Consider the following 24,773-nt stretch of genomic DNA (forward strand, 5'->3'; position numbering starts at 1 on the left):
CCTGAGGTCGCGCTCGCCAATCCGGGCCAGCCATTGGCGCAGGCCAGCGAGGACGGCAGCCTGCTGCGGGCGTCGGTGCGGATGCCACCAGCCGCTCGCGACGCGCGCCAGAGCGCCGGCGTCCAGGCGCAGCCGGGGGGCCTGCGGCGGCGCCGGGATGGCGCCATCGACGCATGCCTCGGGTGAGGCGCCTGCACACACGGGCAGCGCGCCGCCTGCCAGGAGCATGCGCGGGCCATCGGCCGCGATGAGGCTCGCGGGCAGCGCGAGCAGCACCGCCAACAGTCGTGGCCAGCGCCCGATCATGGGTTGCGCCACAGTGTGGGGAGGTGCGCCTCGTACACCGGGCCCCCGTCGTGGATTCCCACGTGTTGCCCCGGGTGCAGGCCAGCGGCGGTCAATGCGTCGCGCCAGACCGCAGCGTCCGGGCGCAGGGCGCCAATCGCCGCCTGCGATTCCCCGCGCAGCACGGACACCACCAGGGGATGTCGTGGCAACAACGCCGCGACATGCGCCTCCCAGGACGGGCCGAAGCGAGCCTGCACCTCGTCGACATCGCCGGGGAAGAAGTGCCTTCCCAGCCCGTTCCAGAATGCCGGCGAGCCATCCGCCGACAGCGGACCCGGCAAGGCGGCGATCACCCGCGGAATCTCGCCGTCGACAGCCGGGCGCCCGCGCAGCCATTCGAGCGCGCTTGCGACCATCCGTGCCGCGAGGGGTCCGGCGTCGCCACCTGCCGCGACCGCCGGATCGACGCAGAAATCGGTGATCTCGGCGGCGCCTGTATGGTCGTTGCCCAGCAGCAGTGTGCGCTCCCTGCGGAACATGCCGAGATCAGCCGCGGCATGCACCCGACACCCGACATGGAACCAGAAGCGCGGCTGTTCCAGGCCGATGGCCTTGCGGATGCGTGCGCAGGCGAGCAGGCGCGGCCCGGCACAAGCCACCATCAGGCAGTCGTCCTCGTCATCGGGCAAGCCGGCGCTGTCCAGGGTGTGCGCAGGCAGCAGGGCCGACAGGCGCGGCAGATCGCCGGCATCGGCCGGCCGGATTTCACAGGCACTCATCGCTCGCCCCCTTGTGCGGTGTCCAGCCGCGCCGCCCGCAGAACACCGCCGGGAACGACACCCAGGCACTGCAGGGCGCCGGCATCGACCAGCAGTTCCTCGCCCTCGGCGTGCGCGAGCGCCAGCGTGGCGCGGAATCCGCCGCGCGCAGGATTACACAGCAGATGCCAGTCGCCCGCGCCCACGCTGCCGGCGCGCGCGCGGTAGCGACGCGCGCGGGAGACCGTCTTGAGCATGGCCAGGCGTTCCTGGGCGGTCGGTCCGCCGTCGAACAGGTCGACGTAGGTGTCGGCATCGAAGCCCTCGTCGATCAGGATGGAAAACGGCAGCTCCGCGATCGGATGCAACTGCCCGATCGCGAACTGGGCCTCTTCCGGCAGCAGCGGCACGTAGATGGGAGAAGGAGGCATCAGGTCCGCGATGAAGGTCTTGCTGCGCCCGCCGGTCAGGCGCTCGATGGTCGGATAGTCCATGCCGAAGAACTGGCGTCCTACCGCGTCCCACAGCGGGCAGCGGCCACTGTCGTCGGCCAGGCCGGCGCTCTCGGCGGCAACGCGGTCGGAGAAGCGCTCTGGAAATTGCGAGATGAACAGCAGGCGCGCGCGCGACAGCAGTTGCGGCGCCAGGGTGTCGGTATAGGCCGGATCGATGTGGAAGCTGATGAACAGGCTGACGTCGGTCAGGTCATGGCAGACCTGCAGGGTATGGATGCGCGTGGATATCCCGAGTGCCCGGCTTGCGTGCACGACGAACTCGTTGCGGAAGCTGTAGAAGGGGTCGGCGAAGCCTGCGCGCGCAGCAATCCCACTGATCCCCACCACGTTCCCTCGGGACAGGTCCTCGAGTGCGAACAGGTAGATCTCCTCGCCACTCGCGTCGTCGGTGGCGAAGGAATGCAGCGAGCGTTGCAGGCGATCGGTCAGGAATGCGCGATCGTGCGGCAAGGTGGTGATGCCCACCGGGCTGGCCGCCGCAAAGCGCTCGAGTGCCGGCAGGTCTTCGGCTGTGCACGGACGCAACAGGAAGCGCGTGGGGCGATCGCAGGTGGTCATGCTTGCGTCTCGTCTGAATGAGTGGGTGGAGGGGCTGCAGCCGAGGCCTCGCTGCGCCAGGCGTTGGCGCGCGCGGTGCGTTCGTCGCGCGGGGTGCGCCCGAAGAAGCTGCGGTAGGCGTTCGAGAAGTGAGCGCCGGAGGCGAAGCCACAGCCCAGGCCGATCTGCAGGATGGACTGCGAGGAATGCTGCAACTGCCGGCGGGCGCGCTGCAGCCGCTGTTCCAGGTACCAGCGCGAGGGCAGGGTATCCAGGTGTTGCTTGAACAGCCGTTCGAGCTGCCGCCGCGAGACGCCGACCAGTCGCGCGATGTCCTCGGTCGACAGCGGCTCGCCGAGATTGGCCTGCATCAACGCCACGGCCTCGGACAGCTTGGCACTTCCGCCGGCCCGCGCAGCCGTCGCTTCGGGCTGCCGTTCATGCTCCTGGCGCAGCCGCTCGATGGCGAAGTGCGCCAGCAACTGCACCTGCACCCGCTCACCGTGGCGCGTGCCGAACCAACGGATGACCAGTTCGATCGCGGCCGTGCCGGTCGCACAGGTCCAGCGGTTGCGATCGTGCACGTGGTGGGCGGCGGTCACGATCGCGTGCGGCCAGCGCGAGGCGGTTTCGACCATGAACGCCGACGGCACACAACAGCGATAACCGTGCATCAGCCCTGCCTGTGCCCACCAGGCCGCGCCGCAGCCGATCCCGCCGAGGGTGCCTCCGCGCCGGTCCAGGTCGCGCCCGCGCCCGGCCAGCACCTGGGCGATCCATGCCGCGTCGCCGGCCGTGGGCGGGGCCTGCGCACACACGAAGACGCCGGCGAGATCCCCGCACCCGTCCAGCGAAGCGTCCGCATGGATGGTCTCGCCCCCGGCGCAGCGCACGGGGCGCCCATCCGGCGAGAGCACCAGCCATTCCAGCGCGCGCCCACCGAGCAGCGCATTGCCCGTGCGCAGCGCATCCAGCGCGCCCACGGCCGGCAGCAAGGGGCCGTTCGGCAGGATCAGGACCGCGTGGCGCTCGCGCATGGACTGAATCTGCAAGCGGAAGCCAGGTGCGTCCGAGCGCGCGGGCGCCCTGCGCTGCGGCCGCCGGTCGCAATGGTGGGGCGCGATGAAGGTCCCGAACTGACCACGGGGTCTCCGGATGGGGATGCCGATGCGGTCCGGTCCTCACCGTTCCGCGGGACTCGATCATGGCACCGGTGGCGGTCGCAGCCGCGTTCTGGATGCAGCTTGCGCGCAATTTCCGCAAGGCGGTGTCGCATGCACGCAAGCGGGCGCCTGCCGTGGGTCCTGCCTGGCACGGTTTACCGATTTGCGACGCCGAGTTGTCGTGGCGCGACGCAGCCACTGGCCGCGCGCAGATGGCCGGTGCACTGTCCGCACCCATCGCCGCGTCCGCTTCCGGAGCGCGGCGAATCGATCCCCGTTCCGAACCAGGACCAGACCATGCAGACCCCGAATCCGCGGTGGCGCACCGCTCGCCGGCGCTCCCTACTGACGCTCGCACTGACCCAGGCCCTGTGGGCTCCGGCGGTCGTCTGGGCCCAGGCGCCAGAGGATTCCGCCGAACCGGCGGAACTGGACGCGGTCTTCGTCACCGGTTCGCGCATCAAGCGCATCGACGCCGAGACTGCACTGCCGGTGGAAGTCATCACGCGCGAGGAAATCGCCACGCGTGGCCTGACCACGGCGGCCGAGATGGTCAAGTCGCTGACCGCGAACACCGCGCCCCTCGCGGACGGTGCCAGCATCACCGACAGCACCTCCGGGCAGCGCGGCTTCAACGGCGCCAACCTGCGCGGCGTGGGGGTGTCCAGCACCCTGATCCTGCTCAACGGTCGTCGGCTGGCCAATTTCGCCTCGCCCGGCGACGAGGCGGGGGTGGACCTCAACAACATCCCGGCGGGCGCCATCGAGCGTGTCGAAGTGCTCAAGGACGGCGCATCCGCGGTGTATGGCTCGGATGCGATCGGCGGCGTGATCAACTTCATCACCCGCACGGACTACCAGGGCCTGGACCTGTCGCTGCTGGCAGCCGACACCGACCAGGGCGGCGCGGACAAACAGACCGCAACGATCAGCGGCGGCTTCGGCGACCTGCAGCAGGACCGTTTCAACGTCTTCGGCACGCTCGATGTGCAGCACCTGGGCGCGCTGCGCTCCAGCCAGCGGGACTTCATCCGCGAGCGGCCGCTTGCCACCACCTTGCCCGCGCTGATGTCGAGCAACACCTATCCGGCCAACATCGATATCAGCAGCGCCCAGCGCAACGCGTTGATCGCCGCCGGCCTGCTGCCGGCCGGGACCACGCGCACTCGCATCAACCCGAGTTTCCCGGGGTGCAATCCACCCGCCACGGTCAACGCGCCGCAGGGACCGGGTGGCCCGGTGGCCTGCAGTTACGACTACATGCAGGACACCGAGCTGTATCCAGAGTCGGACAAGATCGGATTCATCGGCCGCGCGGTGTTCCAGGTGTCGGACAGCCACCAGTTGTACGCAGAAGCATCCTTCGCGCGCGTCGAGACCTTGTATCGGCTGAGCCCCAACCCGCAGCGGATCCGCAACCTGCCGGTGTCGATCCTGCCCGAACCGTACCGCAGCGCCTTGACCGGGCCGAGCCTGCCGAGCACATTCAGCGGCGTCCGCTACCGCATGAGCGAAGCCGGCAACCGCACCAGCGAGGTCACCAGCGAAGGCAGCCGCATCGTGCTGGGCGCCGAGGGCAGCTTTGGCGAGTGGTACTACGGTGCCGGACTGTCGCGCGCGGAAAACGATGCGATCGATCGCTACGTGGACGGCTATGTCCTGTTCGACCAGTTCGACGCCGCGGTGCGCAACGGTACCGTCAATCCCTTCGGCCCGTCGTCCGCCGCCGGGCAGCAACTGATCGACAGCATCAAGATCGATGACGAGGCGCGCAAGTCGCGCGGCACCAGCGAGAGCTTCGATTTCAACTTCTCGCGCTCACTGATGGAACTGGACGGCGGTGAGCTCGGGCTCGCATTGGGCGGTGAGTTCCGGCGCGAACGCCAGAACTTCGATCCTTCCGATCTGCTGCAGAGCAACAACATCGCCGGCGATCGCGACAGCACCCTGCAACCGGGCGATCCGCCGGCGCTGGTCGCCACCCGCGAGAGTCGCACCATTGCATCGGCCTATGCCGAGCTGAATGCGCCGGTTTCCGAGACCGTGGAGCTCCAGGGCGCGCTCCGTTTCGATGAATACGAGGATGTCGGCTCCACCTTCAACCCCAAGTTCGGCGTGCGTTGGCAGCCGCGCACAGACCTGGTGTTGCGCGCCTCCGCCGGCACCGGATTCCGCGCGCCGTCGATCAGCGACCTGTACCGCCCGACCATTTTCGGCGTGACCTCCAGCCTGATCACCGACCCGCAGTGCGCGGATGCGGAAGGCAGCATCGACCTGTGTACCGACCAGTGGCCGGTGGAGCGTCGCAGCAATCCGGATCTGGATCCCGAGCGTTCGCGCCAGTTCTCGGCGGGCTTCATCTACGAGCCCAGCGAGCGCTTCAACCTGGGCGTGGAGTATTTCTGGCTGCAGAAGCGCGATGTCATCAGCACCCTGGGCGAGCAGATCATCATCGAGAATCCGGATCGCTACAACGGCACCTACATCGAGCGCGACGAAGACGGCTTCATCAGCAACATCATCCTGCAGAAGGAAAACCAGGGGCGCCTGAAGACCAGCGGACTCGATTTCAGCGGCCGGCTGGCGTCCGGCGAAACCGACTGGGGCACCTTCAGCGTCGATCTCACGGGGACACTGGTTCTCGAGTACGAACGCCAGTTCGGGCCGCTCGAGCCCTATCGCAGCAACCTCGGCCGCTTCCTCAACGATCAGGTCATCCAGCGCTGGCGCCACCGGGTGGCTTTCAACTGGGATCGCGAGTCCTTCGGCCTGACGCTCGCCAACACCTGGCTGTCCGGCTACCGCGACCAGAACACGACCTACGATCCCTTCAGCGACGAACGCCTGCCGCCGCGCGATGTGGACGCCTATTCGCTGTGGGACCTGACTGGCAGCTGGCAGGTCAACGACCAGTTGCGCCTCCGCGGGGGCGTCCTCAATGTCTTCGACGAGGACCCGCCGTTCTCCAACCAGGCCTATTTCTTCATCGCAGGATACGACCCGACCTACACCGATCCGCGGGGTCGCAGCTTCTACCTCGGCCTGGAGTACAAGTTCCGCTGATCGCCGATCTCACGGAGGGACATGCAAGGCCCATCCCGATCCCCCTCCGCGGCGAACGCCCCGCGCCGCGGATTGCACTCCCCAGGGGCCGCGCCAGGGGCCGGTCGCAAGACCGGCCGGCGCGTTGTCCCGGCTGCTGCGGTGCGTCGCTCAGGGTAGTTCGCGGTGATAGGCGCTGACCCGCTCCACTTCCGCCCTGGAACCCAGGAACACCGGCACCCGCTGGTGCAGTTCGGTCGGTTGCACGTCCAGCATGCGCATCAGGCCGGTGGTCGCAGCGCCGCCCGCCTGCTCGACGATGAAGGCCATCGGGTTGGCCTCGTACATCAGGCGCAGGCGGCCCGGCTTGGACGGGTCCTTGAGGTCGCGCGGGTACATGAAGATCCCGCCGCGGGTGAGGATGCGGTGGACGTCGGCGACCATGCTGGCGACCCAGCGCATGTTGAAATCGCGTCCACGTGGGCCGGTCTTGCCGGCCAGCAATTCGTCGATGTATCGGCGCATCGGCGCCTGCCAATGGCGGATGTTCGACATGTTGATCGCGAACTCGGAGGTTTCCTCCGGAATTCGAAGATTGCGGCCGGTGAGGACGAAGGAGCCGACCTCGCGGTCGAGCGTGAAGCTGTGGGTCCCGGAGCCCGTGGTCAGCACCAGGATCGTGCTCGGGCCATAGACCGCGTAACCGGCCGCCAGCTGCTGCGAGCCAGGCTGCAGGAAGTCCGCCTCGGTCGGCTCGGTCACGCCGTCCGGGCAGCGCAGCACGGAGAAGATCGTGCCCACCGAGACGTTGACGTCGATGTTGGAGCTGCCGTCCAGCGGATCGAACAGCAGCAGGTACTCGCCCTTGGGGTAGCGATTCGGGATCGCGTGCGGATGGTCCATTTCCTCCGACGCGATCGCCGCCAGGTGGCCGCCCCATTCGTTGGCTTCGAGCAGGATCTCGTTCGACAGCACATCGAGCTTCTTCTGCACCTCGCCCTGGATGTTCTCGCTGTCGGCGCTGCCGAGCACACCGCCCAGCGCGCCCTTGCCGACCGCAATCGAGATGCCCTTGCAGGCGCGCGCGACCACCTCGATCAGCAGGCGCAGGTCCGAGTTGATGCGGCCGTGCTCGCGCTGCTCCTCGATCAGGAAGCGCGTCAGGGAAATCGGTTTCATCGGGACTCCGGTGCGGGCAGGGCAGCCGGGCGCGGATTCTGGCGGCTGGGCGGGTGACAGGGAAGGGGCAAACACTCCAATCGCCGGCCTGCGAGTGTTGCATCATCCGCCCGATGAGCCGCCCAGACCGCCCGAAGAAGCCCACCCGCAAGCAGCGCAAGCGCCGCCGCGCCACCTTGAAGCTGGCCGCGAATGGCCTGGCGCCCACCCTGGTGACCGCGCAGACGCCGGGCGTCGAGGCGCTGGCGCTGGCTGCCGCGCGCGCGCTGGGGCTGGCGCACGCCGGCTTCGTGCCGAGCGGCACCAAGAACCCGGGAGAGACCTTTGAAGCGACGCCGACCCGCCATCCGTCGCAGCCGCTGAAGTGGAACGTGCGCTTCGCCGACGCCACCGTGGTGATTACACCGGATGCCACGCTCTACGGGCGCGCGCGGCTGGCGCTGGACTGGTGCAGGCGCTATCGCAAGCCCTGGCTGCACCTGTTTCCCGGCAGCCACGATGCCACGCAAGTCGCCGAATGGCTGCGCACCCGGCCGCTCAAGTCGCTGCACCTGACCGGCGCACTAGTGCACCAGGCGGAGCGGTTGGGGCCGCTGGTCGAGGCCTTCGTGCAAGCCCTCGCGTCATCGCATGGAAGGAACGGTTAAACGCGGAGACGCGGAGGACGCAGAGAACGGGCAGCGTCAAACGCGGAGACGCAGAGGTCGCAGAGAGAAGCCACAGCATCAGGACGGCAGTGGCGCATTTCGTCCGAATCGCTTGTGCTTCTCTCCGCGCTCTCTGCGTCTCCGCGTTTGACAAGCTGGTGAGCACCGCCAAAAGCGAAGTCTCAGAGACGCAGAGAAAAGCCAGAGCATCAGGATGGCAATCGCGGGTTTCGTCCGAATCGCTTTGCTCTTCTCCGCGCCATCCGCGTCTCCGCGTTTAACTGGCCCCCTGCAGAGCGTCAGCGCAGGACGCGACGGGCGCCAAGGTAGCGCTGCTGCCAGTAGCGGTCGTCGAGGTGGTCCAGGCGCACGCGGCCGGCGTGGTTCGGCGCGTGCACGAAACGGCCCTCGCCGACATAGATGCCGACATGCGAGACGCCGCGGCCGCTGGTGTCGAAGAACACCAGGTCGCCGGTGGTCAGCGCGCTGCGCTTGGCGTGCCGCGCCGGAAAATCGTACTGCGCGCGCGTGGTCCGCGGCAGTTGCATGCCGAGCACATCGCGGTAGACGTAGACCACGAAGCCGGAGCAGTCGAAGCCGACCGATGGATCTGTCCCGGCGCTGCGGTAGGGTGTTCCGACCAGCCCGAGCGCGCGGAAGGCGAGGTCGGCGCTGGCGCTCGCGCCCGCTCGCAACGCCATTGGAGCGGACGTCGCAATGCGCGGCGGCGGCGTGCTCGCGCAGCCAGCCAGCAACAAGGCCAGCAGCAGCGACGCGCAGCCGAGCCGCGGCCTCCGCTCAGTGTTCGTCATCGCCGGAGGATGCCGCCGGTGCTTCGGTGTCGACCGGTTCGGTAAAGCTCAGGGCCTTGTCCACCATCGATGCCCCGGAATAGGTCTGGCCCTGGCGCTTGGCGGTCTTGCGCGCGCTCATTTCCTGGTCGATGGCGTCCGCCGCCAGCACCAACGCGGCCTTGCGCTCCTCGCTGAGCGCGGTCCAATGGCAGTCGTCCTCGGCGCCGGCCATCGAATACAGCAGGTTCAGGGTCGGCTTGAACCCGGCCACCTTGACCCGGCGATAGGCCTCCACCGATCCGATCTTGCGCAGATCCTCCTCGGTGCGGATGCCGATCTGGCGCAGCCAGGCGGCGCTCTTCGGGCCGACATTGCGGATCTTCGCGACGGGTGGGGCCATGGTGGATCCTTGTTGACGTACGTCGATGGTGGCACACAGACCACGATCAGTCACAAGCGTTCAAAAATACCTGCGCGAGCGCTTCGAGTCCTGCCTGGTCGTCCGCATCGAAGCGGCCCGGCAGCGGCGAGTCGATGTCGAGCACGCCGAGCAGCTCGCCCTGACGCACCAGCGGCACCACCACTTCCGAGCGCGAGGCCGCGTCGCAGGCGATGTGGCCGGGGAAGGCATGCACATCGGCGACCAGTTGGGTCGTACGCGTGCGTGCGGCCGCGCCGCAGACGCCGCGGCTGAGCGCGATGCGCACGCAGGCCGGCTTGCCCTGGAACGGCCCGACCACCAGCTCGGTGCCGTCGAAGAAATAGAAGCCCGCCCAGTTCACATCGGCCAGCGAGTGGTACAGCAGCGCCGATAAATTCGCCGCATTCGCGATCCGGTCGCGCTCGCCGTCGAGCAGGTGGCGCGCCTGTTCGACCAGGTCGCGGTAGAAGGTGGGTTTGTCTGTGGCGCTGGGAGTGGCAAGTTCGAACATGGGGTCAGGAGCGGGGCTGGGGAATGGGGGCTGGGGGCTGGGGCGCATGGACGGGCTTCCCGGCAGACCGAAATTACTGCATTTGCATTGCGCACGCTGTGTGCAGCCACGAATGGCGCCGAAGACCTGGCACATCACCCCAGCCCCGCCCCAGTCCGCTCCTGACCTTCGACCCAGCGCCAGGAACGCCTCCTGCAGCGCGGTTTCGATGGCGCGCGGGGAGCGGGTGGCGCGGATGTCGGCGATGGCTTCGGTGGGGGTGCGGCCGTGGCGGACGCGCCAGGCGGCGGCGATGGTGCCGGCGCGGCCGAGGCCGCCGACGCAGTGAATCAGCACGTCGCGGCCCTGCGCGCGCTGGGCGTCGATGAAGTCGAGCGCGCGCGCGAGTTCCTCGTGGGTGGGCACGCGGCCGTCGACGATCGGCTGGTGCAGCGCGGCGAATCCGGCGCCGGCATAGGCGCCGATCAGGTCCTCCACGCCGTAATGCGCGAACTCGTCGTTGGCGAGCAGGCACAGTACCGCGTCCACGCCCTGATCCTTGAGCGAGGCGAGGTCGCTGGCGAGTTCGCGGCCGAGGTCGCGCCGGCCTGGCAGCAGCGTCAGGCCCACCCGCGCCGGCATTCCGTCGAGGGCGCCGAGCCAATCCACCCGCAAGGGCCCGTTGCGCTCAGCCAGATCGCTGTAGCGCTCGATCGCCGCGGCGGCGGTGTACAGCGCCCACTGCTTCTGCACCGGGGTGCACTCGTCGAAACCGAGCGTGTGCACGGCATAGCGGATCTGGCCGATCAGCAGTTGCTGCGCATCGCGGTCGGCCTGGATCAGCGGCGGGTAGAAGCTGCGCAGCTTGCACAGCGTGCGCCAGGCGCGCTGCAACTGCGGCAGCTCGAAGTCGCCGGCGGCGGCCGGATCTGGCGGCCGGCCGAGGTCCGCCTCTTCCAGCAGGCGGTCGCTGAAGGCCAGCGCCTGCGGCAGCTCGGCCTGAGCCAGCGGCGTCCAGATGTAGAGCAAATCGTTCTCGAGCTTGATCAGATCGCGCAGCACATGGCCGCGGTGGGCGTGGAAGAAATCGATCATCCACACATTGCCCGGCGCATCGACCAGGATGTTGGCGCCGTTGAGGTCGCCGTGGACCCAGGCGAAGTAGTGCGCGCGCGCCAGCCGCGGCAGGCGCGTCAGCTCGCGCTCGTAGAACAGGCCGATGTGCGGCAGCACGCGCCCGTTGGCGAAACGGATCTCGTCGCCGCCGCCGTCGCCGCCGGTCAGCGTGGCGACGCGCCTGCGCACGCCGGGCGCCCACTTGGGCTGGAAGTCGTAGTACTCCAGCAGCTCGGTGCGCTCCTGGCTGGCGGCCGCGTACAGCCGGCCGAGCTGCTCTGCGAACACCTGCTGCAGCACGCGATGGATCTCCGCCTCGTCGGTGCCGCGCTGGTACAGCTTCTGCAGCGAGCGCGAGCCGCCGCGGCCCATCGCGGCGTAGCGGTACTTGATGCCGCCGCGGTCGGCGAAATCGGCGAAGTCGGCGATCCGCGGCGCGCTGTTGCCGAGCACCGACTCGATCCGCTCGAAAGACGCGCGCTCCTGGCCCATCGGCCCCTGCGGCCCGATCTTGACCACATGCGGCACTTCCTCGTGGCCGTGCAGGTCCACGCTCTCGGTGTCGAGCACGCGGTTGCCGGAGAATCCGCCGTCCAGCGCGCGGTAGCGCACCAGGCGCGAGCCGCGGAACAGGTAGCGCAGCAGTTGCGCATCGGCGGCGTCCAGCTGGGTCGCGTCTTTCGCCTCCAGCGCGGGCTGGGTGGCGTTGAACCCGATCAGCGGCAGATCGCCCCGCGCGCCGCCGAGGAACTCGATGAACTCGCCGAGCGAATCGATCACGCGCACGCCGAGGATGCGCGTCAGCTGGGTCAGCGCGAGGAAGTGGTTCGCGCGCGAGGAACTGGCGGTCAGCGCCGAGCACACCGCGATCTCGAAATCCGGGAAATGCGAGCGCAGATCGTAGGCGAGGAAGCTGATCTTGGCCTCGGTCCACACCCCGGCCAGGCCCACCCGCAGCGCCTCGCCGCGATGGCGTTCCAGCAGCGCCGGCAGGCGGGTGTCGACGAAATTGCTGAGCACCGTGGCGTCGACGATCTCGACCTGCTTGCCGGCCGTGATGTCGTCCGTGCGGAACGCAAAACCGGCACCCGGCGAACCCGCCAGGCAGTGGCTGCCGAAGCGCGCCAGGTGCTCGCGCTGCGCTGGCACCGAGGTGTCGTGCCAGTCGCGGATATGGATGACGCGCAGTTCAGAATCGGGACGCGCGTGCGCCCACGCCGTCAGCGCCGATACCGGCCCCTGCGCCGGATCCGGGCCGAGCAGCCGGCGCGATTCCTCATGGCCCACGTGCAGCGCATTCGGCAGGCTCTGGAAGCGTCCGATCGGTCCGACAAAGTCGTGCTGGAGACAGTCGGTGAGGAGGAGGTTGGGCATAGGGGCTACGCGGGTTGTGGGTTGTGGGTTGTGAGTTGTGGGCGGCAACAGCCGTGGCCCACAACCCAGAACCCACAACCCATAACCGGTTAGTTCTTCCGCGCCGACTTCTTCCCCCGCGCCACTGCCAGTTCATCGGCGATGCGCTTGGCGGCGCCGGACATGAACATGCCGACGTTCTGCACCGCGTTGCTGGAGGCGCCGATCGGCAGCGGCCAGCTGTTGCGGTCGATGATGAAATTGCCGAGGACTTCGCCGCTTTCGCGGTCGGACACGGTGACGGTGGCTTCGAAGTGCGCCTGGCCGACGAAGCCGGTGGCCATGCGCGCCACGACATTGCCTTCCTCGTAGCGGGTGATGGTGCCGCTGACGCGCAGCGCCTTGCCTTCCAGTTCTGCGCGCGACACCTCGTCGAAGGCGGCGCGCTCGGTGACTTCCTCGGCGATCAGGTCGGCGATGCGGGCGCGCGCTTCCGCCAGTTGCGCCTGGTACTTGGCCTGCGCCTCGTGGTCGTCCTTGGTGTCCTTGGTTGCGGTGACGGCGAAGTCGGCCACCTCGACCCGGGTGTAGTCGCCGATCTGCTTGCGCGCGGCGGCGGATTCGGTGCGCAGCTTGGAGGTGGAGCCGCAGGCGGCGAGCAGCAAGGCGAGGAGGATCAGCAGGGCGCGGGTGAACTTGGGCATGACGGTGTCCTGTGGCTGCGCGCGGGTGCGCGGATCGCGACCAGGGCCCTCCATGGTCGCGGCGCCCTTGCCTGAACCGATCATAACGACAGCGCCGGGCGTGCAAGGCCATCACATGACGTCGATTGACCGACTGACCAGTCGGTCAGTAGCATGCGCTGCATGAACACCACCGACGACCGCAGCGCCATCGACCGCATCCTGGATGCGGGTGTGCGGCTGTTCTCGGCGCATGGCTATGACGGTGTGTCGATGACCGACATGGCCGGCGCGGCGCAGGTCAGCAAGGCCAACATCTTCCACCATTTCGCCAACAAGGATGAATTGTACGTCGCGGTGCTCAAGCATGCGCTGGCGGACTTCCAGACCCAGTTGGCGGAACTGACCCGGAGCGAGCCGGACTTCGCCGGGCGCGTGCGCACCTTCGTGCGCTGGCACTCGCAGCGCCTGCGCGAGCGCGAGCCGCAGACCCGCCTGCTGCTGCGCGAGATGTTCGGCGAGGGCCAGCGCGGCCCGCAGATCGCGCGCGAGGTGTTCGGCGAGGGCCAGCGCCTGCTGCTCGACCTGGTTGCCGGCGGCCAGCGCGAAGGACATCTGCGCACCGATGTCGATCCCGCGGTGATCGCGCTGACCCTGGTCGCGGTCGACATTTTCAGTTTCCTCGCGGCACCCACGCTGCGCGCGAACCCCGCGATGGCCTTCGCGGCCGACGCCGACACGCTCGCTGCGCGGGTGTCGGACCTGATCCTCAATGGCGCGCTGGTGCGGGATGTCGCGAACGGAGGATGGCAGACCGGCGGCCGGGGGCCCCAACCCTCCCTCCCCCTCCGCTGCCCGCTGCCCTCCTGAAAGCTGTCGCCCTGGCGGCCCTCGTCGCGCTGGCCGCCTGCGGCAAGGAAGAAGCCAAGCCGGTGCAGCGCGGCACGCCGATCACCGCGCAGGCGCCGGATGTGCGCGAGGTGGCCAATGTGGAGACCAGCGTGGGCGTGATCACCTCGCCGGAACTGCCATTGGTCAAGGCCGAGGCGACCGGAAGGGTGGTGGAATTGCTGGTGGATGCCGGCAGCCGACGTCGTGGTCGGACAGGTGCTGGCGCGGCTGGACGACGAAGTCCAGCAACTCGGGCTCAAGTCCGCCCGCGCGGCGCTCAACCGGGCCGAAGTGCAGCGCGACAATGCCGAGAAATCGCTCGCGCGGCTGACCGATCTGCGCAAGACCGGCGCAGTCTCGCAGGGCGCGCTGGATGACGCGCAGGCGGCCGCCGAAGCGGCTGCGGCGCAGGTCAACGAGGCGCGCGCGGCGCTCGACCAGGCGCGCTGGGGCAAGCGTATGACCGAGATCATTTCGCCGATCGCCGGCGTGGTGCAGCAGCGCCGCGTTGCGGTGGGCGATCTGGTGCGCGTGGGCGATCCGGTGATCGAACTGGCCGCCGCCTCCGCCCTGCGCGCCGTGCTGCCTTTCCCAGAGACTTTCCTCGGTCGCATCCAGGTCGGTCAGAAGGTGCGCCTGCAACTGCCGGAACGCCCGCAGCAGGTGATCGAGGGCAAGATCGACGAACTCCGCCCGATCGTCGGCCGCGACAACCGCGCCATCGAGGCGATCGTCGCCTTCGCCAACCCCGGCGGCTGGAAGCCGGGCGGCAGCATCGTCGGCGAAGTCGTCATCGAAACCCGCCGGACGCAGTCACCGTGCCGGTGGAAGCGGTAGTCATCCGCCCGGCCGGGCAGGTGGTCTATGTGGTCGACAGCGGCGTGGTGACGGCGAGCAAGGTCACGACCGGCGTGCGCACCGCGGATTACGTCGAAATCCTCGACGGCCTCAGCGCCGGCCAGACGGTGGCGGTCAAGGGCGCGGGTTTTCTCAGCGACGGGGCGAAGGTGGAGGTGCGTTGAAGGCAGCAAAAAAGTGAAATGTGAAAAGTGAAAGTGGGTTGAGGCGAGTTTCCGCATTGCGGGGATTCGCCTCAGGTCACGCACCGCCGATTGCCTGCCGCAAGGTGGCGGTCAAGGGCGCGGGCTTTCTCAGCGACGGGGCGAAGGTGGGGGTGCGGTGAAGGCGGTGAAAAGTGAAAGGTGAAAAGTGAAAAGGGTGAGTTGAGGCGAGTTTCCGTGCCGCGGGGATTCGCCTCAGGTCACGTACCACCAAATTCCTGCCGCCCGCTCCCGCGTGCTTCCCCTCCCCCTGGCACAGGGACGGGCGGCTGGAATCCTTCCTTTCACTTTTCACCTTTCACCTTTCACTGACTTCGAGATGTCCCTCCCCACTCTCTCGATCCGCCGCCACGTCTTCGCCGCGATGCTCAGCATCGTGCTGGTGTTGTTCGGGCTGATCGGCTACCAGCGTATCGGTGTCGACCGCTACCCGCAGATCGAATTCCCGCTGGTCTCGGTGGTGACGGTGCTGCCGGGTGCGAATCCGGAGATCGTGGACACCAGCGTCACCGGGGTGATCGAGAGCGCGGTCAATGCGATCCCGGGGATCGACTTTCGTCGCCTCGACCTCGCAGCCCGGCGTGTCGCAGGTGGTGCTGCAGTTCGATCTGTCGAAGAACATCGACGTCGCTTTCAACGAGGTGCAGGCCAAGGTCAACACGGTGCTGCGCCAACTGCCGGACGACGCCGATCCGCCGGTGGTGGCCAAGGTGGAGTTCGGTGCCGATCCGGTGCTGTGGCTGGCGCTGCAGGGCGACCGCACGGTGCAGCAGCTCAACCAGTACGCGCGCAACACGATCAAGAAGCGGCTGGAGACCATCGACGGTGTCGGCCAGGTGCTGCTCGGCGGGCGCCGTGACCGCACCATCCGGGTCGAGGTCGACCTGGCGAAGATGGCGGCGTTCGGGGTCGATGCGCGCGATCTGCGCACGGCCTTCGCGCGCGAGCACCTGTCGCTGCCCGGCGGCTTCGTCGTCGGCGAGCGCACCGAGCAGTTGCTGGAGCTGGACCTGGAGTACCACCAGCCCGAGGTGCTCGGCGACCTCGTCGTGCGCTACGCCGACCCGCTGCCGGTCAAGCTCAAGGACATCGCGACCATTCATGACGACCTCGCCGACTTCCGCCAGGTCGCGCGCGTCAACGGCGAGCCGGCGGTCGGCATCGGCATCGTCAAGGTCAGCAACGGCAACACCGTCGCGATCGTCGACGATGTGCTCGCGCGGCTGGACAAGGACATCCGTCCGCAGTTGCCGCCCGGCATGACGCTGAAAGTGGTGGTCGATTCCTCGCAGCCGATCCGCGAAATCGTCGCCTCGCTGGAAGACCACCTGATCGAGGGCACGATCCTCGCCGCGCTGGTGGTCTGGCTGTTCCTGCAGAGCTTCCGTTCCACCCTGATCATCTCGCTGGCGATCCCGGTGTCGCTGCTCGGCGCGGTGGCGGTGATGTACTTCGCCGGCTACACCTTCAACACCATGACCCTGCTCGCGCTGCTGCTGCTGATCGGCGTGGTGGTCGACGATGCCATCGTGGTGCTGGAAAACGTGCATCGGCATCTGGAGTTTGATCGGGATCTGGGGAGAGAAGCGGGAACAGCAGAAGCGGGGCTGGGGGCTGGGGGTTGGGGCGCGGGGACGGAACCCGCCGCCAGACCCGCGACGCCGGAAGCGCATGCCGATGCTGCCAATCGTGCGAACTCCTCCCGCGCACACGCCCCAGCCCCCAGCCCCCAGTCCCGCTCTTCCACCGCCGCCCGCATCTCCGCCGCCATCCGCGGCTCCAACGAAGTGGTCTTCGCCGTCACCGCGGCCTCGCTGACGCTGGTCAGCATCTTCGCGGCGGTGATCTTCCTCGGCGGCATCATCGGGCGCTTCTTCGAGTCGTTTGCGGTGGTGGTGACGGTCGGCGTGATCGTCTCGCTGCTGGTGTCGCTGACGCTGACACCGATGCTGTGCTCGCGCTTCCTCACGGTGGGCGAGCACCACGGGCGGGTCAGTGGGCCGGTGATGGCCTTCTTCGGCCGGATGGATGCGCGCTATTCCGCCCTGGTGGATTGGGCGCTGGCACATCGCTGGAAAGTAGTCGGCATCGGCCTGGCGGTGGTGCTCGCCTCCGGGTTGATCGTCGGCCGCATCGGTGGCGAGTTCTCGCCGCAGCCGGACGACGGGCGCTTCGTGGTCAGTTTCCGCACGCCGCTGGGTTCGTCGATCACCCAGACCGACGAGGCGCTGGCGGCGATCGAGAAGGAGCTGAAGGCCACGCCCGAAGTGGCGCGGATGTTCACCGCCATCGGCCTCGGCGACCTGGGCCAGGTCAATCGGGGTATCGCCTCGGTGACCATGCTGCCGCGCAGCGATCGCGAGCGCTCGCAGTCGGCGGTGATCGAGGACTTGCGCGCGCGCCTGGCGCTGATCCCTGGGATCAAGGCCTTCGTCTCGCCGCCGCCGACCGTGGGTGGCGGCAACAACCGCGGCGAGCCGCTGCAGTTCAATGTCAGCGGGCCGGACCTGAATGAAGTGGCCGCTGCCAGTCAGGCGCTGTTCCAGAAACTCGCCGAACGCCCCGAACTCGGCCGCGTGGACCTCGATCTCAATCTCGACCTGCCGACCCTGAAGCTCAGCGTCGACCGCACCCGCGCCGCGGCGGCGGGCCTCGGCAGCGTGGACATCGCCAGCGCGCTGAATGTGCTCGCCGGCGGTCTGGACGTCGCCAAATACTCGGACGATCCGGGCGATGGCGAGCGCTACGACATCCGGGTCAAGGCCGCGCCCGGGCAGATCGAGGCGCCGGAAGACCTCAAGCGGATTTACCTGCGCAGCAGCCGCGGGGCGATGGTGCGCCTGGACACCGTGGCCACGTTGACCCCGACCATCGGCCCGGCTGCGATCAGCCGCTACGACCTCAAGTACTCCGCGAACTTCTACGCCACGCCGACCGGCGTGACCCTGAGCGAGGCGGTCAGCATCATGCGCGGCATCGCCGCCGAGGTGCTGCCGGTGGGCGTCGAGGTGAAACTCATGGCGCAGGCGCGCGAGTTCGAGAAGACCCTGGGCTACATCCAGTTCTCCTTCATCCTCGCGGTCGCGCTGGTCTACATCGTGCTCGCCAGCCAGTTCAATTCGCTGATCCAGCCGCTGATCGTGATGGTCGCGCAGCCGCTGGCGATCATCGGCGGCCTGATCGCGCTGTGGATCACGGGGCACACGTTGAACATCTATTCGATGATCGGACTGGTGCTGCTGATGGGCCTGGTCGCCAAGAATTCGATCCTGCTGGTGGACCTGGCCAACCAGTTGCGCGAGCAGGGCAAGGGCATCGACGAGGCCATTCGAGAAGCCTGCCCCAAGCGCCTGCGCCCGGTGCTGATGACCTCCCTCACCGTGATCCTCGCGCTGCTCCCCGCCGCGCTCGGCGTCGGTGCCGGCGCCGACGTCAACGCCCCGCTCGCGGTGGCCGTCATCGGCGGCATGATCAGTTCCACCCTGCTGACCCTGGTCGTCGTGCCGAGCGTGTATTCGCTGGTGGAGCGGCGGCTGGCGCGAGCGGGGTAAGAGACATTGGTCCGCAAAGGACGCAAAGGACGCAAAGAAGAGCGAAGGGATCAGCAGCCCTATTCGCCCGGGTTTCAGGCGCGAGTCGCCTAGTGTGGTGTTCCGTAATTAAGTTGAAGAAATTTCCGATGAATTTTGCGGCGAGGCAAGGCGAGAGGGGGGGGGGGGGGGGGGGGGGGGGGGGGGTGGGGGGGGGGGCAAGCGGGCTAGGCGAGACGCGGGATTCAGGTAATTAGGAACAGGTCCAGGCGTCAACCGGTGCACCCTTGCCCTTGCCATCGCCGACAGTGAACCAAGACGCGCAAGGCCGACCATCCGAGCCGCTCTTCTTTGCGTCCTTTGCGTCCTTAGCGGACCAGATGATTCTTACGCTGGAGTCGACGCCCGCGCCCACTGCGCCAGCCCATCGAGCACCAGGTGCGGCAGCGTGCGGTGGGGGATGTCGATGTGGGTTTCCAGCCAGGGCAGGGCGCCGCCGCTGAGGATCAGGTCGATCTGGCCGCCGACGCCGGCGCAGCCCTGGCGCCAGCTGTGGCCGACCAGCGCGGCGCAGGCGAGGACGCCGCCGCTCCATACGGCGTCGTCGGTGCTGCGCGCGAACTCGCGCACGTGCAGGGTGTCGCGGGTGCGGATGCCGGCGGTGCCGTGGTGCAGCGCCTCACGCATCAACAAGGGGCCGGGGACGATCAGGCCGCCGAGGTGCTGGCCGTCCTCGTCGACCATGTCGAGGGTCATCGCGGTGCCGGCATCGACCAGCAGGAAGGCGCCGCGGGTGTGGCCGCGCGCACCGGCCATCGCCAGGAAGCGGTCGGTCCCGAGGGTGTGCGGCAGATCGTAGGCGCTGCGGATGCCGAGCGATTCTTTGGGCGAGGTGTAGACGCGCGCGGGGCAGTGCAGCGTCCTGCCGATCTCGTCGCACAGCGGCTGGGTCAGGCTGAGCGCCGTCGATGAGATCCAGGCGCACTCGGCGCCCACGGCCGCGCTGAGCATCTGCGAGAGGTCGCCCAGCCCGCGGTCAGTGTGCGCGACTGGCTCGCCGATGTGGATCTCGCCTTCGCGTTCGACAGCCCACTTGAGCCGACTATTGCCAAGGTCCAGCAGCAGTTGGGTCGCCATTGTCGGTGCCTCCCGTACGGATGCGGACGTCGCCGGCGGCAATCGCGCGCACCTGGCCGTCCCGGATCACGCGCAGTCTACCGACCTCGTCGATACCGATGGCTTGACCTGCCTCAGGCGAATCGTCCAGCCGCACGCTGCGACCGGCCAGCGCGTCGGCGGCGATCCATTCCTGCTGGAATTCGTCCAGACCGGCGGCGTCGAAGCGGCTGAGATAGCGCTGCATCTGGCCGAGCAGGCTGCCGACCAGCGCATTGCGCGGCGGCGGCGGATCGAGCAACTGCGCCAGGTCCACCCAGGGCTGGTCGATGGCCGCGCCCGTCTCCGTCGGAAGCGCCAGGTTGAGCCCGATGCCGATCAGCAGGGTACAGCCGGTGGGGTGCGGCATGGCCTCGATCAGGATGCCGCCCAGCTTGCGCCGGTCCACCCAGACATCGTTGGGCCACTTGAGCTGGGCTGCGACGCGCCACTGCGCCAGGCAGGCGCGCACTGCCAGTCCCACCACCAGCGACAGCCCCGCTTGCGCCGCAATCGGCCGCGCGCTGGGCCAGACCACGGTCAGGTAGACCGCCGCGCCCGCCGGCGACTGCCACACCCGGCCCTCGCGCCCACGCCCCGCCGACTGCGCATCCGCCAGCACCGCCGCCGGCATGCGCATTCCGGCCTGCACCCGCTCGCGGGCGCGCGCCTGGGTGGAGTCGAGCAGCGCGTGCACCTCGATCTCGAAGGCGTCGCTGAGTTGGGAGATGGCGGCGGGGTCTAGTGCTTGCATTAGTTGCGCGGAAGGCAGGTGTTGGTTGTTGGTGTTGGAAGAAGCCGGTCGTGTGGGCCGGTCGCTCTTGCAGAAGCAAACCGCGGGGACTGGCGGCTCTTGCCAACACCAACAACCCACACCAACACCCGCTTCAACGCTCCCGGCGCGCGAACAGCCTTGCCAGCACGCGGGCCTTGTCGAAACGGTTCTCGTTGCCGGCGCGCAGGCGGGCAAGGTTGCTGCGGTGGGTGAAGGCGAGCAGCAGGGCGGCGGTCACGGCCAGCGACATCAGCGGAACTCCCGGCCAGCCATGCAACAACCACAGCGCGACGGGAAAGGCCGCGCCTGCGATCACGGTACCGAGGCCGACGTAGCCAGTGGTGGTCAGCACCAGCAGCCAGAGCGCCAGCATCAGCAGCGCGACCCACGGGAACAACCAGGCAAGCATGCCGAACAGGGTGCCGGCGCCCTTGCCGCCGCGGAAGCCATGCCACAGCGGCCAGCAATGGCCGGCGGCGGCGGCCAGTCCGCAGGCGAGTTGGGTCTCGATCAGGCCGAGAAGCGATTGCGCCTCCCAGCCCAGCGGGGCGATCAGCGCGGCAGCGACCACGCCCTTGCCGAAATCGATCAGCGCGGTGCCGAGCGCGAACAGCTTGCCCTGGGTGCGCAGCGCATTGGTCGCGCCGGCATTGCCGCTGCCGTGCTGGCGGATGTCCACGCCGCGCAAGCGCCCGAGCAGCAGACTGCCGACAATGCTGCCGAGCAGGTAGCTCGCGATGAGCTTGGCGAGCAAGAGGATCATTGCCATTGGAGACCGACCACCAGCGAGCCCGGTCCAGCGTGCACGCCGATGGCCGGGCCGGTCTCGACCACCCAGACCTTGCCGAGTTGCGGCAGCACCTCACGCAGCGCGGCCGCCAGGGTCGCGGCGTCCTCGCTGGCGTCGCAGTGGCCGACCACGGCGCGGCAGGTGCCGTGAGGCGGGATGCGCCGCGCCACGGTGGCGGCGAAGCGCTCGACCAGGCGGTTCTTGCCCATCAGCGCGGAGAACGGCCGCACCAGTCCCTGCTTGTCGTGGATCAGCACGGTCAGCCCGAACCAGCGCGCGAACTTCTCGGCGATGGCCGGCATGCGCCCGCCGCGCACGCCGTAGCGCAGGTCGCGGATCAGCGCGAAGGTGCGCGTGCGGGTCATGGCGTCGCGGGCTGCCGAAAGCACCGCCGCGGCATCCGCGCCGCTTTGCGCAGCTTCGGCCGCGGCCATCGCGATCAGGCCCTGGCCGGATGCGGCGTTGCCGGTGTCGAGCACCGCGATGCGGTCGCGCCCGGACTCCTTCGCCGCGGTCTGCGCCGCCTGGAAGGTGCCGGACAGCCGGCTGGACAGCTCCACCGAGACCAGTTGCTCGCAGTGCGCCAGGACCAGGTCGAAGGCGCGCCGGAAATCCCCGGGCGGCGGCTGCGAGGGGCGCGCGGCGGTGGCCTCGGCGCGCAGCCGGGCGTACAGCTCGCGCGGGGCCATCGTGATGCGGTCGAGGTAATCGTCGTCGCCGAAATTGATCCGCACCGGGACGATGGTGATGCCCAGCCGCTCGGCTTCCGCGGGCGGCACGTCGCCTGCGGAGTCGGTCACCACCCGGACCTTCTGAAACGGCGTGGCGCGCAGCTTGGACTGCGCCTGCATGTCGTCCGCCTTGCGCTGAGTCACGCTGGCCAGGCCAGACAGCGCTTCGAACAGCTGATTCGGACGATCGATGTGGGCGTGCACGCGCACCCGGTCGCGACCGCCGGCGACCACCAGCGAATCCAGCGCCAGCGCGGACAGCGCGCCGCGTACGCTGGCCAGGTCGAGTCCCTCGCCGGACAACACGCACTCGGTGCAGTAGCGGTAGGCGCTGGCGTTTTCGACCGCCTCCAGGTGGACGTCGTCGTGCTCGCAGCGGGCAGCGTCGCGCGCTTCGGGCACCACGCGCAGCGCGCCGCGGCCGCGTTCGATGAAGTCCTGCACGCCTTCGAGAAAGTCGACGAAGCCGGCGGCGCCGGCGTCCACGACGCCGGCCGCCCGCAGCACCGGCAACTGGTTGGGCGTATTCGCCAAGGATTGGCGAGCCCGCGCAAGCGCGCGGCGGAACAACTCGCCGATGTCCGCCACGCCTGCTTCCACCTGGCCGCGCATCTCGCTGGCGAAATCGCTGATGACGCTGAGCATGGTGCCTTCGCGCGGTTCGGCAAGGCAGGCGCGCGCGGCGCGCGCGGCACTGGCGGTGGCCTCGGCGAGTTCGCGGGCGCAGGCCTCGCGCTGGCGGCCGAGCACTTCGGCCAGGCCCTGGAAGAACTGCGCCAGGATCGCGCCGGAATTGCCGCGCGCGCCGTCGATGGCCTCGCGCGCCACCTTGCCGAGCACCGTGCCGACGTCCGCGCCGCGCAGGCGGCGGGTGGTCTTCAGCACCGCGAGCATCGTGAAGGCGAGGTTGGTGCCGGTGTCGCCATCGGGCACCGGGAACACGTTGATGCGGTTCAGGTCGTCGCGCTTGGCCAGCACGCGGCCGGCGCCGGCGATCAGCGCACCTTTCAGGCGCGCACCGCTGAGCTGCAGGAATGGGGCTGTCACCGGCCAGGACGTCGCGACTTGCATGGCCCGGAGCATAGTGGGCGCGCTGTTCGCGGTCGTGCTGCAGCGCAGCGTGTCCGCCACCGGACACTCCGGCGTACAGATGCGGACGGCGGTCGGCGCAGATGCCGGACAGTGCCCAACGCTTCGGCGCGCGAGGCCGCCATTTCACGGCTTCGATGCTTCCGATTCAGCATTCTCGACGTAGTGTCGCCGCTGGCACGATTCGTGCGAATGACCGTCCGAGCATCAAGCTCGTAGAGGTGAGCCATGAACTCCACACGCATTCGATTCGGTTTCCTGGTGCTGGCGGTCTACGCCGTGCTGGGCGTGATCGGCGTCTACAGCCAGGCGCCCGGCGCCCAGGGCCGGGAGGTGTGCATCACCAGCGGCGCCATCGCCGGCAACAGCAGCGACTCGGGCGACCGCGCGCACTCCTCTTCCGATGGCGGCAGCGACATCAGCGTCGAATGGCACTCCTTCCTGCCCGGTGCCTTCAAATAGCCCGTGCTGCGCTGGTGGCGACGCTCCGGTCGCCGCGTCGAACCCGATGCGGCGACCTTCGAGCGCAACCTTGAACGACTCCCGCCGCTCGGCTGCCTGAGCCCGGCGGACGTTAGCACCCTGCGCGATTACACCGGCCGTTTCCTCGCCGACAAGCGCTTCCACGGCGCGCACGAATTCGAAATCACCGCTGAAGTCCGTACCACGATTGCGCAGCTTGCCTGCTGGCCGGTACTGGCGCTCGGCTATCCGTGGCTGGGCGGTTGGCGTGACGTGATCGTCTATCCCGGCGGCTTCCGCGCGCGACGCACGCACGACGACGACGCCACCGGCGTGGTCCACGAGTGGGATGAGGACCTGGCCGGCGAATCCTGGGACCGCGGTCCCCTGGTGCTGTCCTGGGAAGACCTGCGCCTGGACCTGGAACAGCCGGACGATGTGCAGAACGTGGTGGTCCACGAAATCGCGCACAAGCTGGATGCGCGTGAGGGCGAGGCCGACGGCATGCCGCCGCTGCCACGCTCGATTGCCGCGCGCGAGTGGCAGCAGGTCTTCCAGCAGGCCTTCGACGAGCTCGCGCGGATCGCCGATGAGGATGAATCACAGGCGCCGATCGACCCTTATGCAGCCACCGCGCCGGAGGAGTTCTTCGCGGTGACCAGCGAGTACCACTTCCTTGCGCCCGAGTTGCTGGAGGCGGCCTACCCGCAAGTGGCCGGGCTGCTCCGGCGCTTTTACGCCGGCTAATCGGTCTCGATCAGCTGCACCGCCTGCAGCGACTGCAGCAGCCCCGCAAGATCCGCGCGCACCTGCTCCGCGGGGGCATCGAAGCGCCGGATGACTTCCATGACCGTCGACTCGGGATCCGCCCCGCCGAGCAGCTGCTGCAGCATCAGCGTGCCACTGGCGTTGAGATCGTAGTAACGCCCGGCAGTGGCATCGAGCAGGACCATCTCGCCGTTCAGCACCTGTGTCACGACACCTGATCGCAGTCGCACGCTCATCCTGGTTCCTTCCCCGGCTCGGTTGCCCCGCAATCATCGCCCAATGCCGGACTGCGTTTGCACGCGCGTCAAGATACAAGGCCGGGGTGCTGATCGAATCCCGGCTTCGGGATGTAAACGACCGTATGGCGGGTCGAGCTTGCCGCTGTCATGGCCTTGGGTTATACATCGGGGCTTGCTTTCCGGCGCCCCGGCGCCTGCAATCGTGCCCGGGCGGCTCGAAGTGACGGAGGAATCAATCGAAATGGCGACCACCAAGGCCAAGGCCAAGGCGCCCCAGGGCGGAAGCGCTGTACCGT

Annotated in this window: 21 protein-coding genes; 8 read left to right on the forward strand and 13 right to left on the reverse strand. The window is 68.6% G+C overall.

All coding sequences use genetic code 11. The features are described 5' to 3' along the window. Positions 1–302 precede the first annotated feature (302 nt). Genes IPK27_09690 through IPK27_09700 form a run of 3 tightly spaced genes read right to left on the reverse strand, consistent with a single transcriptional unit; the run spans position 303 to position 3,135 of the window. Positions 303–1,067: an arginine N-succinyltransferase gene (locus IPK27_09690; GenBank protein ID MBK8067882.1), complete on the reverse strand. Its 765-nt coding sequence runs from the start codon at positions 1,065–1,067 to the stop codon at positions 303–305. Continuing rightward, positions 1,064–2,119: an arginine N-succinyltransferase gene (locus tag IPK27_09695; GenBank protein ID MBK8067883.1), complete on the reverse strand. Its 1,056-nt coding sequence runs from the start codon at positions 2,117–2,119 to the stop codon at positions 1,064–1,066. Before IPK27_09695 ends, IPK27_09690 begins: the two co-directional genes overlap by 4 nt. After that, the gene (locus IPK27_09700) at positions 2,116–3,135 is read right to left on the reverse strand and encodes a helix-turn-helix domain-containing protein (GenBank protein ID MBK8067884.1); all 1,020 of its coding nucleotides are present in this window, start codon (positions 3,133–3,135) and stop codon (positions 2,116–2,118) included. Before IPK27_09700 ends, IPK27_09695 begins: the two co-directional genes overlap by 4 nt. Before the next feature lie 423 nt (positions 3,136–3,558). Between IPK27_09700 and IPK27_09705 the strand changes: the two genes are divergently transcribed. Next, positions 3,559–6,324 (forward strand): TonB-dependent receptor, encoded by a 2,766-nt coding sequence (locus IPK27_09705; protein MBK8067885.1) that lies wholly within the window; start codon positions 3,559–3,561, stop codon positions 6,322–6,324. Between the two features lie 150 nt (positions 6,325–6,474). Here IPK27_09705 and IPK27_09710 read toward each other — a convergent pair whose 3' ends face one another. Next, positions 6,475–7,482 carry a class 1 fructose-bisphosphatase gene (locus IPK27_09710; GenBank protein MBK8067886.1) on the reverse strand — a complete coding sequence of 336 codons (1,008 nt, stop codon included), beginning with the start codon at positions 7,480–7,482 and terminating at the stop codon, positions 6,475–6,477. Between the two features lie 113 nt (positions 7,483–7,595). On the opposite strand from IPK27_09710, the gene IPK27_09715 reads away from it, so the two are divergent. Continuing rightward, on the forward strand, positions 7,596–8,129 hold the full coding sequence (locus IPK27_09715; GenBank protein MBK8067887.1) for a hypothetical protein: 534 nt from the start codon (positions 7,596–7,598) through the stop codon (positions 8,127–8,129). Between the two features lie 299 nt (positions 8,130–8,428). On the opposite strand, the gene IPK27_09720 is transcribed toward IPK27_09715, so the two are convergent. From IPK27_09720 to IPK27_09735, 4 genes are all read right to left on the reverse strand, one after another. Then, positions 8,429–8,941 (reverse strand): C40 family peptidase, encoded by a 513-nt coding sequence (locus IPK27_09720; GenBank protein ID MBK8067888.1) that lies wholly within the window; start codon positions 8,939–8,941, stop codon positions 8,429–8,431. Next, the gene (locus tag IPK27_09725) at positions 8,928–9,323 is read right to left on the reverse strand and encodes a TfoX/Sxy family protein (GenBank protein MBK8067889.1); all 396 of its coding nucleotides are present in this window, start codon (positions 9,321–9,323) and stop codon (positions 8,928–8,930) included. The genes IPK27_09720 and IPK27_09725 overlap by 14 nt, the downstream gene beginning before the upstream one ends. A 46-nt stretch (positions 9,324–9,369) precedes the next feature. Continuing rightward, positions 9,370–12,324, reverse strand: coding sequence for an isochorismatase family protein (locus IPK27_09730; GenBank protein MBK8067890.1), 2,955 nt, complete (start codon positions 12,322–12,324; stop codon positions 9,370–9,372). 89 nt (positions 12,325–12,413) lie between these two features. Further along, a complete protein-coding gene (locus IPK27_09735; GenBank protein MBK8067891.1) occupies positions 12,414–13,007 on the reverse strand; it encodes a DUF4410 domain-containing protein in 594 nt (197 codons plus the stop codon). Positions 13,008–13,169: 162 nt separating this feature from the next. Between IPK27_09735 and IPK27_09740 the strand changes: the two genes are divergently transcribed. The 4 genes from IPK27_09740 (at position 13,170) to IPK27_09755 (ending at position 18,489) form a co-directional block, all read left to right on the forward strand. Then, positions 13,170–13,856, forward strand: coding sequence for a TetR/AcrR family transcriptional regulator (locus IPK27_09740; GenBank protein MBK8067892.1), 687 nt, complete (start codon positions 13,170–13,172; stop codon positions 13,854–13,856). Between the two features lie 207 nt (positions 13,857–14,063). Beyond that, on the forward strand, positions 14,064–14,714 hold the full coding sequence (locus tag IPK27_09745) for an efflux RND transporter periplasmic adaptor subunit (GenBank protein ID MBK8067893.1): 651 nt from the start codon (positions 14,064–14,066) through the stop codon (positions 14,712–14,714). After that, positions 14,702–14,899, forward strand: a complete 198-nt coding sequence (locus IPK27_09750; protein MBK8067894.1) for a hypothetical protein — start codon at positions 14,702–14,704, stop codon at positions 14,897–14,899. The genes IPK27_09745 and IPK27_09750 overlap by 13 nt, the downstream gene beginning before the upstream one ends. A 632-nt stretch (positions 14,900–15,531) precedes the next feature. Beyond that, positions 15,532–18,489 carry an efflux RND transporter permease subunit gene (locus tag IPK27_09755; protein MBK8067895.1) on the forward strand — a complete coding sequence of 986 codons (2,958 nt, stop codon included), beginning with the start codon at positions 15,532–15,534 and terminating at the stop codon, positions 18,487–18,489. 366 nt (positions 18,490–18,855) lie between these two features. On the opposite strand, the gene IPK27_09760 is transcribed toward IPK27_09755, so the two are convergent. The 4 genes from IPK27_09760 to IPK27_09775 form a co-directional block, all read right to left on the reverse strand. Beyond that, entirely contained in the window at positions 18,856–19,605 is a 750-nt protein-coding gene (locus tag IPK27_09760; GenBank protein ID MBK8067896.1) for a type III pantothenate kinase, read from the reverse strand. Continuing rightward, complete coding sequence (locus IPK27_09765; GenBank protein MBK8067897.1) at positions 19,571–20,377, reverse strand: biotin--[acetyl-CoA-carboxylase] ligase; 807 nt, start codon at positions 20,375–20,377, stop codon at positions 19,571–19,573. The genes IPK27_09760 and IPK27_09765 overlap by 35 nt, the downstream gene beginning before the upstream one ends. A 133-nt stretch (positions 20,378–20,510) precedes the next feature. Beyond that, a complete protein-coding gene (gene plsY / locus IPK27_09770) occupies positions 20,511–21,167 on the reverse strand; it encodes a glycerol-3-phosphate 1-O-acyltransferase PlsY (protein MBK8067898.1) in 657 nt (218 codons plus the stop codon). After that, positions 21,158–22,990: a DegV family EDD domain-containing protein gene (locus IPK27_09775; GenBank protein ID MBK8067899.1), complete on the reverse strand. Its 1,833-nt coding sequence runs from the start codon at positions 22,988–22,990 to the stop codon at positions 21,158–21,160. The genes plsY and IPK27_09775 overlap by 10 nt, the downstream gene beginning before the upstream one ends. 246 nt (positions 22,991–23,236) lie before the next feature. On the opposite strand from IPK27_09775, the gene IPK27_09780 reads away from it, so the two are divergent. Both IPK27_09780 and IPK27_09785 read left to right on the forward strand, forming a co-directional pair. Next, the gene (locus IPK27_09780; GenBank protein ID MBK8067900.1) at positions 23,237–23,470 is read left to right on the forward strand and encodes a hypothetical protein; all 234 of its coding nucleotides are present in this window, start codon (positions 23,237–23,239) and stop codon (positions 23,468–23,470) included. Positions 23,471–23,473: 3 nt separating this feature from the next. Continuing rightward, entirely contained in the window at positions 23,474–24,217 is a 744-nt protein-coding gene (locus IPK27_09785) for a zinc-dependent peptidase (protein ID MBK8067901.1), read from the forward strand. Here IPK27_09785 and IPK27_09790 read toward each other — a convergent pair. Next, complete coding sequence (locus IPK27_09790; protein MBK8067902.1) at positions 24,214–24,474, reverse strand: PqqD family protein; 261 nt, start codon at positions 24,472–24,474, stop codon at positions 24,214–24,216. The two genes, IPK27_09785 and IPK27_09790, sit on opposite strands and share 4 nt — an antisense overlap. Positions 24,475–24,773 lie beyond the last annotated feature (299 nt).

It is taken from the genome of Rhodanobacteraceae bacterium, from assembly GCA_016713135.1.
Classification (GTDB): Bacteria; Pseudomonadota; Gammaproteobacteria; order Xanthomonadales; family SZUA-5; genus JADKFD01.

What these genes read in the sequence shown, in the direction of transcription:
- IPK27_09705 (MBK8067885.1), top strand. Translation starts at nt 3,559, where the DNA reads ATGCAGACCCCGAATCCGCGGTGGCGCACCGCTCGCCGGCGCTCCCTA.
- IPK27_09780 (MBK8067900.1), top strand. Translation starts at nt 23,237, where the DNA reads ATGAACTCCACACGCATTCGATTCGGTTTCCTGGTGCTGGCGGTCTAC.
- IPK27_09695 (MBK8067883.1), bottom strand. Translation starts at nt 2,119, where the DNA reads ATGACCACCTGCGATCGCCCCACGCGCTTCCTGTTGCGTCCGTGCACA.
- IPK27_09720 (MBK8067888.1), bottom strand. Translation starts at nt 8,941, where the DNA reads ATGACGAACACTGAGCGGAGGCCGCGGCTCGGCTGCGCGTCGCTGCTG.
- IPK27_09700 (MBK8067884.1), bottom strand. Translation starts at nt 3,135, where the DNA reads ATGCGCGAGCGCCACGCGGTCCTGATCCTGCCGAACGGCCCCTTGCTG.
- IPK27_09765 (MBK8067897.1), bottom strand. Translation starts at nt 20,377, where the DNA reads ATGCAAGCACTAGACCCCGCCGCCATCTCCCAACTCAGCGACGCCTTC.
- IPK27_09760 (MBK8067896.1), bottom strand. Translation starts at nt 19,605, where the DNA reads ATGGCGACCCAACTGCTGCTGGACCTTGGCAATAGTCGGCTCAAGTGG.
- IPK27_09725 (MBK8067889.1), bottom strand. Translation starts at nt 9,323, where the DNA reads ATGGCCCCACCCGTCGCGAAGATCCGCAATGTCGGCCCGAAGAGCGCC.
- IPK27_09735 (MBK8067891.1), bottom strand. Translation starts at nt 13,007, where the DNA reads ATGCCCAAGTTCACCCGCGCCCTGCTGATCCTCCTCGCCTTGCTGCTC.
- IPK27_09790 (MBK8067902.1), bottom strand. Translation starts at nt 24,474, where the DNA reads ATGAGCGTGCGACTGCGATCAGGTGTCGTGACACAGGTGCTGAACGGC.
- plsY (MBK8067898.1), bottom strand. Translation starts at nt 21,167, where the DNA reads ATGGCAATGATCCTCTTGCTCGCCAAGCTCATCGCGAGCTACCTGCTC.
- IPK27_09740 (MBK8067892.1), top strand. Translation starts at nt 13,170, where the DNA reads ATGAACACCACCGACGACCGCAGCGCCATCGACCGCATCCTGGATGCG.
- IPK27_09715 (MBK8067887.1), top strand. Translation starts at nt 7,596, where the DNA reads ATGAGCCGCCCAGACCGCCCGAAGAAGCCCACCCGCAAGCAGCGCAAG.
- IPK27_09690 (MBK8067882.1), bottom strand. Translation starts at nt 1,067, where the DNA reads ATGAGTGCCTGTGAAATCCGGCCGGCCGATGCCGGCGATCTGCCGCGC.
- IPK27_09745 (MBK8067893.1), top strand. Translation starts at nt 14,064, where the DNA reads ATGCCGGCAGCCGACGTCGTGGTCGGACAGGTGCTGGCGCGGCTGGAC.
- IPK27_09775 (MBK8067899.1), bottom strand. Translation starts at nt 22,990, where the DNA reads ATGCAAGTCGCGACGTCCTGGCCGGTGACAGCCCCATTCCTGCAGCTC.
- IPK27_09730 (MBK8067890.1), bottom strand. Translation starts at nt 12,324, where the DNA reads ATGCCCAACCTCCTCCTCACCGACTGTCTCCAGCACGACTTTGTCGGA.
- IPK27_09710 (MBK8067886.1), bottom strand. Translation starts at nt 7,482, where the DNA reads ATGAAACCGATTTCCCTGACGCGCTTCCTGATCGAGGAGCAGCGCGAG.